The following is a 17,947-nucleotide window of genomic DNA, read 5'->3' as shown; positions in this document are numbered from 1 at the left end:
CGCAATGAATTGACTGGAGTACCTCGTGAGCAAGCGCAACGACTCCCCGACGTCCGTCGGCCCCGTCACCCCATCCGAGGCGAGCCCGTCCGCCTCGCCTCTGGTGCCCCTGCGAAAGGGGAACGACACGACCCGCCCGCTCTATCTGGTGCATCCGATGGATGGCGGCCTGGACTGCTACGCGGAGCTGGTCCGGCGGGCCCCCGCGACCCAGCCCGTGGTCGGCATCCAGGCGCGCGGCGTGGACGACGGGCGCGCGCCCATGGAGTCGCTGGAGGCGATGGCCGTCGTCTACGTCGAGGCCCTCCGCGCCGAGCGCTCCGAGGGGCCGTATCACCTGGTGGGCTGGGCACTGGGCGCGGTCATCGCGTGGGAGATGGCGCGCCTGCTCCAGCGCGATGGTCATGTCGCGAGGCTCACGCTGCTCGAGCCTCCGCCCGCCTCGCCCGACCGGAGCGTCTCCGCCACGGCGCTGGCCGCGCATGCCGCGCTCTTCGCGAAGGAGCTGGCGCTGCAGGCGGGCCTGGCCCCGCTGGAGCTGCCCGCCGCGCTCACCACGGGCAAGGACCCCGAGCCCCTCCTGCTGCACCTGCACACCGAGGGCACGCGACAGGGGCTGCTGTCTGAGTCCATGACACTCGAGCTGCTGCGCGCGCGCTTCAAGGTCTTCTCCGCGCACGTGCGCGCCGCGCGTCGCTACGTCCCCGAGGCGTTTGCCTGCACCGCGCGCATCGTCCGCGCCGCCGAAGTCGTCGACGCCGAAGGCGTGGAGAAGGACAAGGGCTGGGCGGTGCTCGCGGAAGCAGGCGCCCAGGTGGAGGACGCGCCCGGAGACGGGCACTCGCTCTTGCGCGAGCCCCACGTGAAGGAGCTGGCGGCGCGACTCTTCGAGTCCGCACTGGAGAAGAAGCTCGCCGCGCTCTTCGCCGATCTCCTGCGCGTGCCGAGCGTGAGCGTCACCGACAACATCTTCGCGCTCGGGGGGCAGTCGCTGCTCGCCACCCAGGTCGTGTCGCTCGTGCGGGCCGCGCTCGGCGTGGAGCTGCCGCTGCGCACCGTCTTCAGCGCGCCCACCGTGGCCGCGCTCGCGGCGAGCATCGACACCCTGATGTCGAGGTCGCGGGACCGGCAACCGCCCGCGCTGACTCCGGTGCCGCGCACGGGACCGCTGCCGCTGTCCTACGCGCAGCAGCGCCTCTGGTTCCTGGACCAGCTCCAGCCCGGGAGCGCGACGTACAACATGCCCTCCTTCGTCCGGCTGGACGGGCAGATCCATGTGTCCGCGCTCCAGCGGGCGTTCGATGAACTGGTGCGGCGCCACGAGGCCCTGCGCACCACGTTCCTCGAGCAGAACGACGAGCCCGTCCAGGTCATCGCCCCGCACGCGGAGCTGCCTGTGGGCGTGGTGAAGCTTCAGGGCCTGGAGCCAGACGCCAGACGCGCGGAGGTGGAGCGGCTGCTGAACGAGGAGTACCTGCGCCCGTTCAACCTCTCCACCGGCCCGCTCATCCGCGCCATGCTGCTGGAGCTGTCCCCCACCGAGAACATCCTCGCGCTCAACATGCACCACATCGTCTCCGACGGTTGGTCCATGGGCGTGCTCATCCAGGAGGTCGCCACGCTGTACGCGGCCTTCTCGGCGGGAGCGCCGTCGCCGCTTGCTCCCATGTCCCTCCAGTACGCCGACTACGCCGTCTGGCAACGTGACTGGCTTCAGGGCGACGTGCTGGAGCAGCAGCTCGCGTGGTGGCGCGGCCGACTCACGGGCGTCGCCACGCTGGACCTGCCGCTCGACAAGCCGCGCCCTCCGGTGCAGACCTTCATCGGCGCCCAGGTGCCCATCACCTTGAAGCCGGAGGTCTCCAGGCGACTCAAGACGCTGTGCCAGCACGAGGCCACCACGCCCTTCATGGCGCTGCTCGCCGCGTGGCAGTTGCTCCTGTCCCGACACAGCGGCCAGGACGACATCGCCGTCGGTTCGCCCATCGCGGGTCGTCAGCGAGCGGAGCTGGAAGGGCTCATCGGCTTCTTCGTCAACACCCTCGTCTTCCGGGCGCGCATCGACCCGAGCGCGACGTTCCTCCAACTCTTGCGACAGGTGAAGGAGACCTCCCTGGGTGCCTATGCGCATCAGGACGTCCCCTTCGAGCGGTTGGTGGAAGAGCTTCAGATTCGTCGAGACCTGAGCCGCGGTCCGCTGTTCCAGGTCCTCTTCGCGCTTCAGAGCACGACCGCGTCGGCCCTCGAGAAGCAGGACCAGGCACTCAAGCCGGTGGAGATGGAAAACACCGTCATCAAGTTCGAGCTGGAGCTGAACTTCGTGGACGGGCCCGACGGCCTCTTCGGCGCGCTGACCTACAACACGGCCCTGTTCGAGCGAGCCTCCATCCAGCGGATGACGCGACACTTCGAGCTGCTCGTCGAAGCCGTCGTCGCTCGGCCCGACGCCCCGCTCACGGCTCACTCCATGCTGACGGAGCAGGAGCAGCGGCAGGTCCTCCTCGACTGGAACGCGACGCGCATGGACGTCGCCACCGAGCCCTTCGTCCATCGCCTCGTCGAGCACCAGGCCCGCCTCACGCCCGAGGCCCTCGCCGTCCTCTCCGACGACGAGTGGCTCTCCTACGGACAGCTCGACGCGCGCGCAAATCAGCTCGCGCGGTTGCTGGCTTCTCGCGGCGTGCGTCCCGGCGACTTCGTTGCCCTGCTCACGCACCGCACGGCCCAGCTCCCGGTTGCCCTGCTCGCCATCCTCAAGGCCGGCGCCGCGTACCTGCCGCTCTCGCCCGACTACCCCCGTGAGCGCCTCGCGTTCATGGTGCGCGACAGCGGTGCGCGCCTCGTGCTGTCCCAGGAGGCGCTCGTCTCTCTCCTGCCGGAGGGACTGGACGTCGTGTGCCTCGACTCCGCCTCCCACGCGGAGGCACTCGCTCGCGTCTCGACGGAGCCACTCGCGTCGACGCCGGAGCCCGAGGCTCCCGCCTACGTCATCTACACCTCCGGCTCCACGGGGCAGCCCAAGGGCGTCCTCATCCCCCACCGGGCACTCGCCAACCACATGGCCTGGTTCCTCCAGGCCTTCCCGCTCACTCCCCAGGACAGGGTCCTCCTCAAGACGCCGCTCGCCTTCGACGCGTCCGTCTGGGAGTGCTGGGCGCCTCTGCTCGCCGGTGCGCCGCTCGTGCTCGCGCCCACCGACGCACACCGCGACGCCGCGATGCTGCTCGACTGCGTCGTCCGGCACGGCATCACCGTCCTCCAGCTCGTGCCGTCCATGCTGCGCTTCGTCCTCGACGAGCCTTCGGCGGCACGCGCCACGTCCCTGAAGTGGTTGTTCTGCGGTGGTGAGGCGCTCTCCGCTTCGCTCGCGTCCCTCGCCCGCGAGCGACTCCCCGAGGCCCGCCTCGTCAACCTCTACGGCCCCACCGAAGTCACCATCGATTCGACGTTCACCGTCGTCGAGGCCGACTCCTCGGGCGTCTCCATTCCCATTGGCCGCCCCGTCGCCAACACGCGCGCCTACGTGCTCGACGACACCCTGCGGCCCGTCCCGCCGGGTGTCCCGGGAGAGCTGTACCTGGGCGGTGCGCAGGTGGCATTGGGCTACCTCGGCAGGCCCGCGCTCACCGCGGAGCGCTTCATCCCAGACCCGTTCTCCTCCACGCCCGGAGCGCGTCTGTATCGCACCGGTGACAAGGCCCGGTGGCTGGCGGAAGGGCGCCTGGAGTACCTCGGCCGCACCGACTTCCAGGTGAAGCTGCGCGGTCTGCGCATCGAGCTTGGGGAGATTGAAGCCGCCCTCCGCGCGCAGCCGGGAGTACGTGACACCATCGTCCTCGTTCGCGAGGACGTCCCCGGCCAGCACCGCCTCGTCGCCTACCTCGTCACCGCGCCGCTCGACGCTTCTTCAGTCTCCGCGCCGCCCGACACCGATGCGCTGCTCGCCTCGCTTCGGGAGCGGCTGCCTGAGTACATGCTGCCCACGGTCTTCGTGCGGCTCGACGCGCTGCCGCTGACGCCCAACGGCAAGGTCGACCGTCAGGCGCTCCCTGTCCCCGAGCAAGGCGCGGAGGAGGCCCCCTTCGTCGCCCCTCGGAACGCCACCGAAGAGTCTCTCGCCGCCATCTGGGCGGAGGTGCTCCAGCTCGCCAAGGTCAGCGTCACCGAGAACTTCTTCTCCCTCGGCGGCCACTCCCTGCTCGCCACGCAGGTCGTCTCCCGCGTGCGCAGGATTCTGGACGTGGAGCTGCCGCTCCGCGCTCTCTTCGAGACACCCACCATCGCCTCGCTCGCCTCCCGCATCGGTGAGGCTGGAGGCACCTCTCCGCGCACCCGTGCGCCCGCGCTCGTTCCCGTGCCTCGCACGAGCGAGCTGCCGCTGTCCTTCGCCCAGCAGCGCCTCTGGCTCATTGATCAGCTCGAGCCTGGAAGCGCCACCTACAACATCCCCCTCGCTCTGATGCTCCAAGGGCCGCTCGATGTGATCGCGCTCGAAGGCGCCTTCACGTCGCTCATCGAGCGCCACGAGTCGCTGCGCACGACGTTCGTGACGCGCGACGGAGAGCCGCGTCAGCACATCCACGCGCCCGCGCCGGTGAAGGTGTCGGTGAGGGAGCTCCAGTCTCTCTCCGAGGACACGAAGCTCGCCGAGGCTCAGCGCCTGGTGAGCGAGGAGGCCGCTCGGCCCTTCGACCTGGAGCACGGCCCCATCTTCCGCGTGCTCCTCTTGCGGCTGGATGAGCAGCGCCATGTCCTCGTCGGCACCGTCCACCACATCGCCTCCGACGGCTGGTCCATGGGCGTCCTGCTCCGCGAGCTGGCGGAGTTCTATTCCGCGCACGCCGCCGGGCAGACGCCCCGGATGGAAGCGCTTCCCGTGCAGTACGCGGACTACGCCGTGTGGCAGCGCGCATGGCTGAGTGACGAGGCGTTGGAGCAGCAGCTCTCCTATTGGAAGCAGCAGCTCTCCGGGGCGCCTCCCTTCCTGGATCTGTCCACCGACCGGCCGCGTCCTCCCGTCCAGTCCAACCGGGGTGGGTCCTTCCCCGTCCACCTGCCTCGCTCCTTGAACGAGCGGCTCCTCGCCCTCTGCCAGCGCGAGGGCGTGACGCCCTTCATGGCGTTGCTCGCCGTCTGGCAGCTCCTCCTCTCCCGCTACTCGGGTCAGGACGACATCTCCGTCGGCTCTCCTATCGCGGGACGCACGCGCTCGGAGACCGAGGGCCTCATCGGCTTCTTCGTGAACACGCTCGTGCTGCGCACGCACGTCCAGCCGGGACTGCGCTTCCGCGAGCTGCTCGCCCAGGTGAAGCGCACCACGCTCTCGGCCTACGAGCATCAGGACGTCCCCTTCGAGAAGCTCGTCGAGGAGCTCAACCCGCAGCGCACCCTGAGTCACTCGCCCCTGTTCCAGGTGATGTTCGTCCTTCAGAACGCGCCCACGACGAGCATGGAAGTGCCTGGGAGCACGGTGGAGACGTCCCCGCTGCGCCTGGAGCCCTTCGACTCGGGAGCCCCGAGCGCGAAGTTCGACCTCGCCCTGTCGCTGGGCGAGGGACTGGAAGGCGAGCTGGGCTACCGCACGGACTTGTTTGACGAGTCCACCATCGCCCGGATGGTCGAGCACTTCTCCAGGCTGCTCGAAGCCGTCGTCACCACACCGGAGTCGCGGCTGAGCGAGCTGCCGATGCTGTCGGCCGAGGAGCGCCGTCAGGTCCTCGTCGAGTGGAATGACACCCGCGCGGACTACCCGTCCGAAGCCACCCTGCCCCAGTTGTTCGCCGAGCAGGTCCAGCGCACGCCCGAGGCCATCGCCCTCCAGTTCGAGGGACAGCGCCTCACGTACGCGGAGCTCGACGCGCGCTCGAACCAGCTCGCCCGACATCTGCTGGCCCTGGGCTTGAGACAGGAGTCGCGAATCGCCGTGTGCATCCCGCGCGGCCTGGAGCTGTACGTGGCGCTGCTCGGCATCCTCAAGGCGGGCGGCTGCTACGTCCCGCTCGACGCGGCCCACCCGTCGCGGCGAATCGCCTTCATGCTCGAGGACTCCAGCGTCGCCGGTGTCCTCACCGTGAGCGCGGTCGAGGACGTGCTGCCCTCAGGCCCTTGGCCCGTGGTGGCGCTCGACACCGACATGGCGAGCATCACGAGCCTGTCCGCGGAGCCGCTCTCCGTACCGCTCGGCTCGGACAACCTCGCCTACATCACGTACACGTCAGGCTCCACGGGGACGCCCAAGGGCGTGGCCATTCCCCACCGGGGCGTGCTGCGACTCGTCTTCGGCGTGGGCTTCGCGTCCCGCGAACCGGGCGAGGTCATCCTCCAGGTGGCTCCGCTGACGTTCGACCCCTCCGCGATGGAGATCTGGAGCGCGCTGCTCACGGGGGCTCGGCTCGCCGTGTATCCGCCAGGTACGCCGGAGGTGACGGAGCTGGGCCGTGTCATCGCCGAGCACGGCGTCACCACCGCGCAGCTCGCCACCGCCCTCTTCGACGTCATGCAGCAGCATGAGCCGCGGGCCCTGTCCCGACTGCCCCGGCTGTGGGTGGGTGGCGACGTGCTGCCCGTCCCAACGGCTCGCGAACGGCTGGCGCGAGGGCTCCCGCTCACCAACGCGTATGGCCCCACGGAAACCACCGTGGTGGCGGCGCAGCAGATGCTGCCACCGGGCACGCCCCTGGGCGACTCCATCCCCATCGGCCGCCCCATCGCGAACACCCAGGTCTATGTCCTGGATGCATCGCTGCGGCCCGTCCCGGTGGGTGTGCCGGGCGAGTTGTTCATCGGAGGCGCGGGGCTCGCGCGGGGCTACCAGGGACGTCCGGCGCTCACCGCCGAGCGCTTCGTGCCCCATCCCTTCGCCACCACGCCGGGCGAGCGCCTCTATCGCACGGGCGACCGCGTGTGCTGGACGGCGGACGGTGTGCTCCGCTTCCTCGGACGCATCGACCTTCAGGTGAAGTTGCGAGGCTTCCGCATCGAGCTGGGCGAAGTCGAGTCCTCCCTGCGCACGCATCACGAGGTGCGCGAGGTGGTCGTCGTCATCCGGGAGGACGTGCCCGGCGACAAGCGACTGGTGGCCTATGTCGTCACGGCTGACGGAAACGCCCCCACGGGCGAGGACCCGAGAGCGTGGCTGCGGCAGCGGCTGCCCGAGTACATGGTGCCCGCGCACGTGATGTACCTGTCCGCGCTGCCCATCAACACCCACGGCAAGCTCGACAGGAAGGCGCTCCCGGCTCCCGACTCCGGCCCTACCGCCTCCTTCGTCGCGCCTCGCAACCCCACCGAGGCTCGCCTCGCCGCCATCTGGGCCGAGGTCCTCCACGTCCCCCAGGTCGGCGTCTCCGACGACTTCTTCGCGCTCGGCGGTCACTCGCTGCTCGCCACGCAGCTCGTCTCGCGCATCCGCGACACCTTCCAGGTGGAGCTGGCGCTGCGGGAATTGTTCGAGGCGCCCACTGTCGAAGCGCTGGCCCGGCGACTGGATGCGGCGACCCTCGCGGGCAAGGGCTCGGTGCGGCCTCCGCTCGTCCTGGTGCCTCGTGACGGCACGCCGCTGCCACTGTCCTTCGCGCAGCAGCGCCTCTGGTTCCTGGACCGCTTCCAGCCCGACAGCCCGTTCTACAACGTGCCTTCCGCGATGCCGCTCGACGGCGCCATGGACACTGGCGCGCTCGAGCGGAGCATCCAGGTGCTCGTCCAGCGCCACGAGGCCCTGCGCACCACCTTCCACGCCCAGCCCGACGGCGTGCCCTTCCAGCGCATCCATGCGGAGGCGGAGCTGACGGTTCCCGTGGTGGACCTGAGCGCGCTGCCCGAGAGTGAGCGTGAGCAGGAAGCGCGGCGACTGGCCGGCATCGAGGCCCAGAAGCCCTTCGACCTGAGCCGCGCCCCGCTGCTGCGAGCCTCCGTGCTGCGTCTCTCCGAGCAGCGCCACGTCCTGCTCGTCACCGTCCACCACATCGTCTCCGACGCCTGGTCGCACGGCATCATCTCGCGCGAGATTGGGGCGCTCTACGACGCGTTCGCGCGCGGACAGCCGTCGACGCTGCCGCCGCTCGCGTTGCAGTACGCGGACTACGCCGTGTGGCAGCGCGGCTGGCTGCAGGGCACGGTGCTCGCGACGCAGGTGGACTGGTGGCGCGAACAGCTCGCCGGTGCGCCCCAGGTGCTGGAGTTGCCCACGGACCGCCCTCGACCGCCCGTGCAGACCTCCCACGGTGCCACGCTCTCCCTCAGCCTGGGGCGCGAGCTCACCGCGCGGTTGCAGGCCGCGTGCAAGCGAGAGGGCGTCACGCCGTTCATGGCGCTGCTCGCCTCGTTCCAGGTCCTCCTCGCCCGGTACTCCGGCCAGGACGACATCGTGGTGGGCTCGCCCATCGCCAACCGCCACCAGTCCGAGGTGGAGGGCATCGTCGGCTTCTTCGTCAACACGCTCGCCCTGCGTGCCCGGCTCACGCCCGGAATGACCTTCCGGGAGCTGCTGGCGCAGGTCCGGAACAGCACGCTCGGCGCCTACGCCCACCAGGACGTCCCGTTCGAGAAGCTGGTGGAGGAGCTGCGTCCCGAGCGCGACCTGAGCCGCTCGCCCCTCTTCCAGGTCCTGCTCGCGCTCCAGACGTCCGAGCGCGCCGCCCCCTCCGACGGTGACCAGAGCGACTCCGACTCCTTCGACGTGGGCAGCGGCACCGCCAAGTACGACCTGTCGTTCCTGCTCTTCGATTCCGGGAATGACATCGGCGGAATGCTCGAGTTCAACACCGACCTCTTCGACCGAGCCACCATGGAGCGGATGCGCGCGCACTGGACGCGCCTGCTCGCCTCCGTCGTGGAGTCGCCTGAGCAGCCCCTTTGGAGCGCTCCCCTGCTGGCGGAGGACGAGCGCAAGCAGCTCCTCGTCGGATGGAACAGCACCGCGCGCGAGCCGCACACCGCCACGCCCATCCACGTCCCCGTGGAGGCCCAGGCCGCACGCACGCCGGATGCCATCGCCGTCACCGACGGGACGCACGCGCTGACCTACTCGCTGCTCGACGCGCGCGCCAACCAGCTCGCCCGTCACCTCCTTGCCCTGGGTGTCTCGTCTGGTGCGCCGGTCGGCATCTGCCTGGACAAGTCACTCGACATGGCCGTCGCGGTCCTCGCCACGCTCAAGGCGGGCGCGTCGTACCTCCCGCTCGACCCGACCTATCCGGCCGAGCGCCTCGCGTTCATGCTCGAGGACTCCGCGGCGCCCGTCGTCCTCTCGCACTCATCCCTGCGCGCGGCGATTCCCGCGTCGGGAGCGCGGCTCGTCCTGATGGATGAGCAGACCGAAGCGTTGGCGGCGCTGCCCACGCAGGCGCCCGGTGTCTCCGTCTCGCCCGAGTCTCCCGCGTACATCATCTACACCTCCGGCAGCACCGGCCGGCCCAAGGGCGTCGCGCTGCCGCACCGCGCGCTGAGCCACCTGATGACGTGGCAGTTGCATCAGTCGGAGAAGCCCGCGGCCACGACGCTCCAGTTCGCGTCGCTCAGCTTCGACGTCTCCTGCCAGGAGCTCTTCTCCACCTGGTGGGCCGGAGGCACCCTGGTGCTCCCCACCGGGGGTCTGCGCCAGGACATCTCCGCGCTGCTCGACTTCATGCACCAGCAGCACGTCGAGCGGCTCTTCCTGCCCTTCGTCGCGCTCCAGGCCATCGCCGACGCCGTCGCTCACGGCGCCACCCTGCCTGGCTCCTTGCGCGAAGTCGTCACGGCCGGTGAGCAGCTCCAGGTCACCGCCGCGCTCGTCGCCCTCTTCGAGAAGCTCCCGGGCTGCGTCCTGGAGAATCAGTACGGCCCCTCGGAGACGCACGTCGTCTCCGCCCACAGACTCCAGGGCCCTCCCGCGTCCTGGCCCCGGCTGCCGTCCATCGGCGGCCCCTTGCCGCACACGCAGCTCTTCGTGCTGGATGCGCTGGGCCAGCCGGCCCCCATCGGCGTGCCGGGAGAGCTGCTCATCGGCGGCGCGCACCTGGCCCTCGGCTACGCGGGCCGGCCCGAGCTGACGGCCGAGAAGTTCGTCCCCCATCCCTTCAGCACCACGCCCGGCGCGCGCGTCTACCGCACTGGCGACTCCGCGCGCTGGAAGGCCGACGGCACCGTCGAGTTCCTCGGTCGCCTGGACGGACAGGTGAAGCTGCGCGGCTTCCGCGTCGAGCTGGGCGAGGTCGAGGCCGCTCTGCGCGCCATCCCCGGCATCCGCGATGCCGCCGCGACGGTGCGCGAGGACGTCCCCGGGCTCAAGCGCCTCGTCGGCTACCTCGTCCCGGTGTCCGAGTCGGAGACGCCGGGGACGGAGAGCCTGCGGGCCCTCCTGCTCCAGCGCCTGCCCGAGTACATGGTGCCCACGGCCTTCGTCTCTCTGGAGACGTTGCCGCTGACGCCCAGCGGAAAAGTCGCGCGCCGCATGCTGCCCGCGCCCGACGTGCGTGACGAGGAGCGCGAAGACTCGTTCATCGCACCCAGGACGCCGAAGGAAGAGAAGCTGGCCAAGGTGTTCTGCGGCGTCCTGCACCTGCCGCGCGTGAGTGTCACCGACAACTTCTTCGCGCTCGGTGGACATTCGCTGCTCGCGACCCAGGTCATCTCCCGCCTGCGCTCCGACTTCTCCGTCGAGCTGCCGCTGCGCGCGCTCTTCGAGTCGCCCACCGTCGCCGCGCTCGCGGCCCGCATCGAAGACGAGGGACACGCGGAGCTCCTCGCGCCGCCCATCGTCCCCGTGCCTCGTGAAGGCCTGGTGCCCCTGTCGTTCGCGCAGCTCCGGCTCTGGTTCATCGACCAGTTCCAGCCCGGCGCCGCCGCGTACCACATGCCGTCCTTCGTGCGCCTGGAGGGAGCGCTCGACACGGCGGCGCTCCAGCGGGCCTTCGACGAGCTGGTGCGTCGTCACGAGGCGCTGCGAACCACCTTCTTCCAGCAGGACGACCAGCCCTACCAGCGCATCGCGCCGCACGGCGAGCTGCCCCTGGTGCGGGTGGGCCTGCGGCACCTGGAGCCCTCCGCCGCGCGAGACGAAGTGAAGCGACTGCTCCTGGAGGAGCTGGCCCGCCCCTTCAATCTTTCCACGGGACCGCTCATCCGCGCGCAGCTCCTGGAGCTGAGCGACACCGAGCACGTGCTCGCGCTCAACATGCACCACATCGTCTCCGACGGTTGGTCCATGGGCGTACTCATCCAGGAAGTCGCCGCGCTCTATGACGCCTTCGCCCACGGCAGGCCGTCACCGCTTCCCGCCCTTGGCATCCAGTACGCCGACTACTCCGTCTGGCAGCGCACCTGGTTCCAGGGTGAGGTCATCGAACGTCAGCTCACCTTCTGGCGCAATCAGCTCTCCGGCGTCGCGCCGCTGGAGCTGGCCATCGACCGCCCTCGTCCGCCCGTCATGTCCTCGCGCGGCGGCAACGTCGGAGTGTTCCTCCCCTCGGCCACCGCCGAGAAGCTCAAGGCGCTCTGCCAGCAGGAGGGCGCCACGCCCTTCATGGCGCTGCTCGCGGCGTGGCAGGTGCTCCTCTCGCGCTACTCCGGGCAGGACGACCTCACCGTCGGCTCACCCATCGCGGGTCGCCAGCGCGCGGAGCTCGAAGGCCTCATCGGCTTCTTCGTCAACACGCTCGTCTTCCGGGCGCGCATCGACGGACAGGCCTCCTTCCAGCACCTGCTGCGACAGGTGAAGGAGACGGCGCTCGGCGCCTACGCGCATCAGGACGTGCCCTTCGAGCGACTGGTCGAGGTCCTCCAGCCCGCGCGTGACTTGAGCCGCAGCCCGCTGTTCCAGGTCCTGTTCTCCCTCCAGAACACGCCCGCCTCCGCCATCCAGAAGCAGGAGCTGACCCTCAGCCCCGTCGACGTCGACGACGTCACGTCCAAGTTCGAGCTCAACCTCAACCTCGTGGAGCTGCCGGACGGCTACGCGGGCTCGCTCGGCTACAACTCCGACCTGTTCGAGCACGCCACCGCCGAGCGGCTCGCCCTCCACTTCGCCACCCTGGTCGAAGCCCTCGTCTCGCGGCCCCAGGCCTCCATCGCTTCCGCCTCGCTGCTGACCGAGCAGGAGCAGCGGCAGGTCCTCCTCGACTGGAACGCGACGGACGCGGACTTCGCCACCGAGCCCTTCGTCCATCGCCTCGTCGAGCACCAGGCCCGCCTCACGCCCGAGGCCCTCGCCGTCCTCTCCGACGACGAGTGGCTCTCCTACGGACAGCTCGACGCGCGCGCCAATCAGCTCGCGTGGGTGCTGGCTTCTCGCGGCGTGCGCCCCGGCGACTTCGTTGCCCTGCTCACGCACCGCACGGCTCACCTCCCCGTCGCCTTGCTCGCCATCCTCAAGGCCGGCGCCGCCTACCTCCCGCTCTCACCCGACTACCCCCGTGAGCGCCTCGCGTTCATGGTGCAAGACAGCGGGGCCCGCCTCGTCCTGTCCCAGGAGGCGCTTGTCTCTCTCCTGCCGGAGGGACTGGACGTCGTGTGCCTCGACTCCGCCTCCCACGCGGAGGCACTCGCTCGCGTCTCGACGGAGCCACTCGCGTCGACGCCGGAGCCCGAGGCTCCCGCCTACGTCATCTACACCTCCGGCTCCACGGGGCAGCCCAAGGGCGTCCTCATCCCCCACCGGGCCCTCGCCAACCACATGGCCTGGTTCCTCCAGGCCTTCCCGCTCACTCCCCAGGACAGGGTCCTCCTCAAGACGCCGCTCGCCTTCGACGCGTCCGTCTGGGAGTGCTGGGCGCCTCTGCTCGCCGGTGCGCCGCTCGTGCTCGCGCCCACCGACGCACACCGCGACGCCGCGATGCTGCTCGACTGCGTCGTCCGGCACGGCATCACCGTCCTCCAGCTCGTGCCGTCCCTGCTGCGCTTCGTCCTCGACGAGCCTTCGGCGGCACGCGCCACGTCCCTGAGGTGGCTGTTCTGCGGCGGTGAGGCGCTCTCCGCCTCGCTCGCGTCCCTCGCCCGCGAGCGACTCCCCGAGGCCCGCCTCGTCAACCTCTACGGCCCCACCGAAGTCACCATCGACTCGACCTACACCGTCGTCGAGGCCGACTCCTCGGGCGTCTCCATTCCCATTGGCCGCCCCGTCGCCAACACGCGCGCCTACGTCCTCGACGACTCCCTGCGGCCCGTCCCGCCGGGTGTCCCGGGAGAGCTGTACCTGGGCGGTGCGCAGGTGGCATTGGGCTACCTCGGCAGGCCCGCGCTCACCTCGGAGCGCTTCATCCCAGACCCGTTCTCCTCCACGCCCGGAGCGCGGCTGTATCGCACCGGTGACAAGGCTCGATGGCTGACGGACGGGCGACTGGAGTACCTCGGCCGCACCGACTTCCAGGTGAAGCTGCGCGGTCTGCGCATCGAGCTTGGGGAGATTGAAGCCGCCCTCCGCGCGCAGCCAGGGGTGCGTGACAGCATCGTCCTTGTTCGCGAGGACGTCCCCGGCCAGCACCGCCTCGTCGCCTATCTGGTCTCCGAGCCGCTCGACACCGACACGTTGCTCGTCGCGCTGCGGGAGCGACTGCCCGAGTACATGCTGCCCACGGTCTTCGTGAGGCTGGATGCGCTGCCGCTGACGCCCAACGGCAAGGTCGACCGTCAGGCGCTCCCTGTTCCCGAGCAGGGCGCGGAAGACGCTCCCTTCGTCGCTCCTCGGAGCGCGACCGAAGAGGCGCTCGCCGCCATCTGGGCGGAGGTGCTCCAGCTCGCCAAGGTCAGCGTCACCGCCAACTTCTTCTCCCTCGGCGGCCACTCCCTGCTCGCCACGCAGGTCGTCTCCCGCGTGCGCAGGACGTTGGACGTGGAGCTGCCGCTTCGCGCCCTCTTCGAGACGCCCACCATCGCCGCGCTCGCCACCCGCATCGGCGAGTCCGGAGGCACCTCTTCGCGTGCTCGTGCGCCCGCACTCGTCCCGGCGCCTCGGACTGGCGAGCTGCCGCTGTCCTTCGCCCAGCAGCGCCTCTGGCTCATTGATCAGCTCGAGCCTGGGAGTTCCACGTACAACATCCCCCTCGCCCTGATGCTCCAAGGGCCGCTGGATGTGGCCGCGCTCGAGGGTGCCTTCACGTCGCTCGCCGAGCGCCACGAATCTCTGCGCACGACGTTCCTGACGCGCGACGGAGAGCCGTACCAGCACATCCATGCGCCCGCGCCGGTGAGTGTGTCGGTGAGGGAACTCCAGTCCCTCTCCGAGGACACGAAGCTCGCAGAGGCGCAGCGCCTGGTGAGCGAGGAGGCCACTCGGCCCTTCGACCTGGAGCACGGCCCCATCTTCCGCGTGCTCCTCTTGCGGCTGGATGAGCAGCGCCATGTCCTGGTCGGAACGGTTCATCACATCGCGTCCGACGGCTGGTCCATGGGCGTCCTGCTCCGTGAGCTGGCGGAGTTCTATTCCGCGCACGCCACCGGGCAGACGCCCCGGATGGAAGCGCTTCCCGTGCAGTACGCGGACTACGCCGCGTGGCAGCGCTCGTGGCTGCGTGACGAGGCCTTGGAGCAGCAGCTTACCTATTGGAAGCAGCAGCTCACGGGAGCGCCTCCCTTCCTGGAGCTGTCCACCGACCGGCCGCGTCCGCCCGTCCAGTCGAACCGGGGTGGGTCCTTCCCCATCCGCCTGCCTCGCTCCGTGAACGAGCGGTTCGTCGCGCTCTGCCAGCGCGAAGGCGTGACGCCCTTCATGGCGTTGCTCGCCGTCTGGCAGCTCCTCCTCTCCCGCTACTCGGGTCAGGACGACATCTCCGTCGGCTCGCCCATCGCGGGACGCACGCGCTCGGAGACGGAGGGGCTCATCGGCTTCTTCGTGAACACGCTCGTGCTGCGCACGCACGTCCGACCGGGACTCCGCTTCCGCGAGCTGCTCGCGCAGGTGAAGCGCACGACGCTCGCGGGTTACGAGCATCAGGACGTCCCCTTCGAGAAGCTCGTCGAGGAGCTGAACCCGCAGCGCACCCTCAGTCACTCGCCCCTGTTCCAGGTGATGCTCGTCCTGCAGAACGCACCGACGACGAGCATGGAAGTGCCTGGGAGCACGGTGGAGACGTCCCCGCTGCGCCTGGAGGCCTTCGATTCGGGAGCGCCGAGCGCGAAGTTCGACCTCACCCTGTCGTTGGGCGAGGGGCTGGAAGGCGCGCTGGGCTACCGCACGGACTTGTTCGATGAGTCCACCATCGCCCGGATGGTCGAGCACTTCTCCACGCTGCTCGAAGCCGTCGTCACCACACCGGAGTCGCGGCTGAGTGACCTGCCGATGCTGCCGGCGGAGGAGCGCCGGCAGGTGCTCGTCGAGTGGAACGACACCCGCCGCGAGCTGCCGTGGGCTGGCGCCTTCCACGAGCTCTTCGAGGCCCAGGTCGCCCTCACTCCCGACGCCCTCGCCGTCCTCGACGACTCCTCGTCCCTCTCCTTCCTCCAGCTCAATCAGCGCGCCAACCAACTCGCCCACCTGCTGCGCTCGCGCGGCGTCGGGCCTGAAGTCCGCGTCGCCTTCTGCTTGGAGCGCTCCGTCGACTCCCTCGTCGCCCTCCTCGCAATCCTCAAGGCTGGCGCCGCCTACGTCCCTCTCGACTCCGCCTACCCCCGCGAGCGCCTGGCTTTCATGCTCCAGGACTCCGGCTCTCCCTTCGTCCTCACCCAGTCCCACCTGCTGCCTCGTCTCGACTCGGCCTCCTCCACGCCGCTCTGCCTTGATGACGCCGCACTGCGCGCTTCTCTCGCCGCCCTCCCGGACTCCAACCCTCCTCACGTCACCCTCCCTTCTCACCTCGCCTACGTCATCTACACCTCCGGCTCCACCGGGCGTCCCAAGGGCGTCATGGTCCACCACTCCTCCGTGGTGAATCTCCTCGCCGCCCTCTCCTCCTCCGTCTACTCCGACGTCCAGGGGCCGCTGCGCATCTCGCTCAACGCGCCGCTCTCCTTCGACGCTTCCGTCAAGCAGCTCGTCTTCCTCTCCCTGGGCCACTGCCTCTGCTTCGTCCCACAGGCCGCTCGCGAAGACGTCCCCCTGCTTCTCTCCTGGATTCGGAAGCACCAGCTCGACGTCCTCGACTGCGCTCCTTCCCACCTCCGCCTCCTCCTCGACGAAGGCCTCGCGGACTCCGGCCGTCCCCTCCGCGTCCTCATCGGAGGTGAGGCCATCGACGACTCCCTCTGGGCCACCCTTGCGTCCGCGCCCTCGCTGAGCGCCTTCAACGTCTACGGCCCCACCGAGGCCACCGTCGACACCACCGCGCTCGCCATCCGCGCCTCCGCGCGTCCCGCTCTCGGTGGGCCGCTCTCCAACGTCTCCACCTTCATCCTCGACGCTTCCCTCCAGCCCACCCCCATCGGCGTCCCTGGTGAGCTCTTCATCGGTGGTGACGGACTGGCTCGCGGTTACCACCTGCGTCCGGACCTCACCGCCGAGCGCTTCGTCCCCAACCCCTTCTCCCCGGTGCCTGGCGCTCGCCTCTACCGCACCGGTGACAAGGCCCGGTGGCTCGCGCACGGCCACCTCGAGTACCTCGGCCGCATCGACTTCCAGGTGAAGCTGCGCGGCTTCCGCATCGAGTTGGGCGAAGTCGAGGCCGCTCTCGAGGCCCTGCCTTCCGTCCACCATGCCGCCGCCCTCGTCCGTGAGGACGTCCCAGGCCTCAAGCGTCTCGTCGCCTACGTCACCCCGGCCTCCGTCGACACCTCGGCTTTGCGCGCGGAGCTGCTGCTCTCCCTTCCCGAGTACATGGTGCCCTCGGCCTTCGTCGCCCTGGACGCCCTGCCCATCAACACTCACGGCAAGCTCGACAGGAAGGCGCTGCCGGCTCCCGACTCCGGCCCCACCGACTCCTTCGTCGCTCCTCGTACTCCCTCCGAGATGCGCCTCGCCGCCATCTGGGCCGAGGTTCTCCACCTCGACTTCGTCAGCGTCACCGACGACTTCTTCGCGCTCGGTGGACACTCCCTCCTCGCCACCCAGGTCGTCTCTCGCGTCCGCAAGTCCTTCGACGTCGAGCTGCCTCTGCGCGCGCTCTTCGAGGCGCCGACAGTCGCGACGCTCGCGGCTCGCGTCGATGCCGTGGGTCATGGAGACCTGTCGCTCCAGCGGCCTCCGCTCGTGGCGGTGCCTCGCACCGGGCCGATTCCGCTGTCCTTCGCGCAGCAGCGCCTGTGGTTCCTCGACAGGCTCCAGCCGGGCAGTCCGTTCTACAACATCCCCTCGGCCATCCTGCTCCACGGCGGGCTGAACCTCGCCGCGTTGGAGCGCGCGATTCAGGAGCTCGTGCAGCGCCATGAAGCGCTGCGCACCTCGTTCCACGACCAGGCGGATGGCGAGGCGGTGCAGCACATCCATCCTCGCGTGGAGATGTCCGTTCCGGTGACGGACCTGGAGGGCGTGCCCGAGGCCACGCGTGAGACCGAAGCGCTGCGGCTGGCCCAGCTCGAAGCGCAGAAGCCGTTCGACCTTTCTCAAGCCCCACTGCTCCGTGCGTCCGTGCTTCGCCTCTCCGAGCAACGGCACATCCTGCTCGTCACCGTCCATCACATCGTCTCGGATGGTTGGTCCAACGGCATCCTCACGCGGGAAGTCGGCGCGCTCTACGATGCGTTCTCCCAGGGACGTCCGTCCCCGCTCGCGCCGCTGGAGCTCCAGTACGCGGACTACGCGGCGTGGCAGCGAGGCTGGCTGCGCGACGAAGCCCTTGCCCAGCAGGTGAGCTGGTGGCGAGGTCAGCTCTCCGGGGCTCCGCACGCCCTGGAGCTGCCCACCGACAGGCCGCGTCCTCCGGTCCAGACGGCGAACGGCGGCACGTTGGCCATCGACCTGGGCGCGCAGCTCACCGCCGAACTGCGCGCGCTGTGCCTGCGCGAAGGCGTCACGCCCTTCATGGCGCTGCTGTCCGCGTTCCAGGTGCTGCTCGCGCGGTACTCGGGCCAGGATGACATCGTCGTCGGCTCGCCCATCGCG

1 protein-coding gene is annotated in these 17,947 nt (G+C 69.9%); it reads left to right on the top strand.

Going from position 1 to position 17,947, the window contains the following annotated elements:
- Nucleotides 1-25 precede the first annotated feature (25 nt).
- The coding region (locus tag ACN469_RS35635) for a non-ribosomal peptide synthase/polyketide synthase (RefSeq protein WP_498775477.1) at nt 26-17,947 on the top strand (17,922 nt) is incomplete at its 3' end.

Source organism: Corallococcus terminator, assembly GCF_049194865.1.
GTDB classification, from domain to species: domain Bacteria; phylum Myxococcota; class Myxococcia; order Myxococcales; family Myxococcaceae; genus Myxococcus; species Myxococcus terminator_A.
Note: the sequence above shows the minus strand (reverse complement) of the source record. Positions and strands in the feature narration are given on the sequence as shown.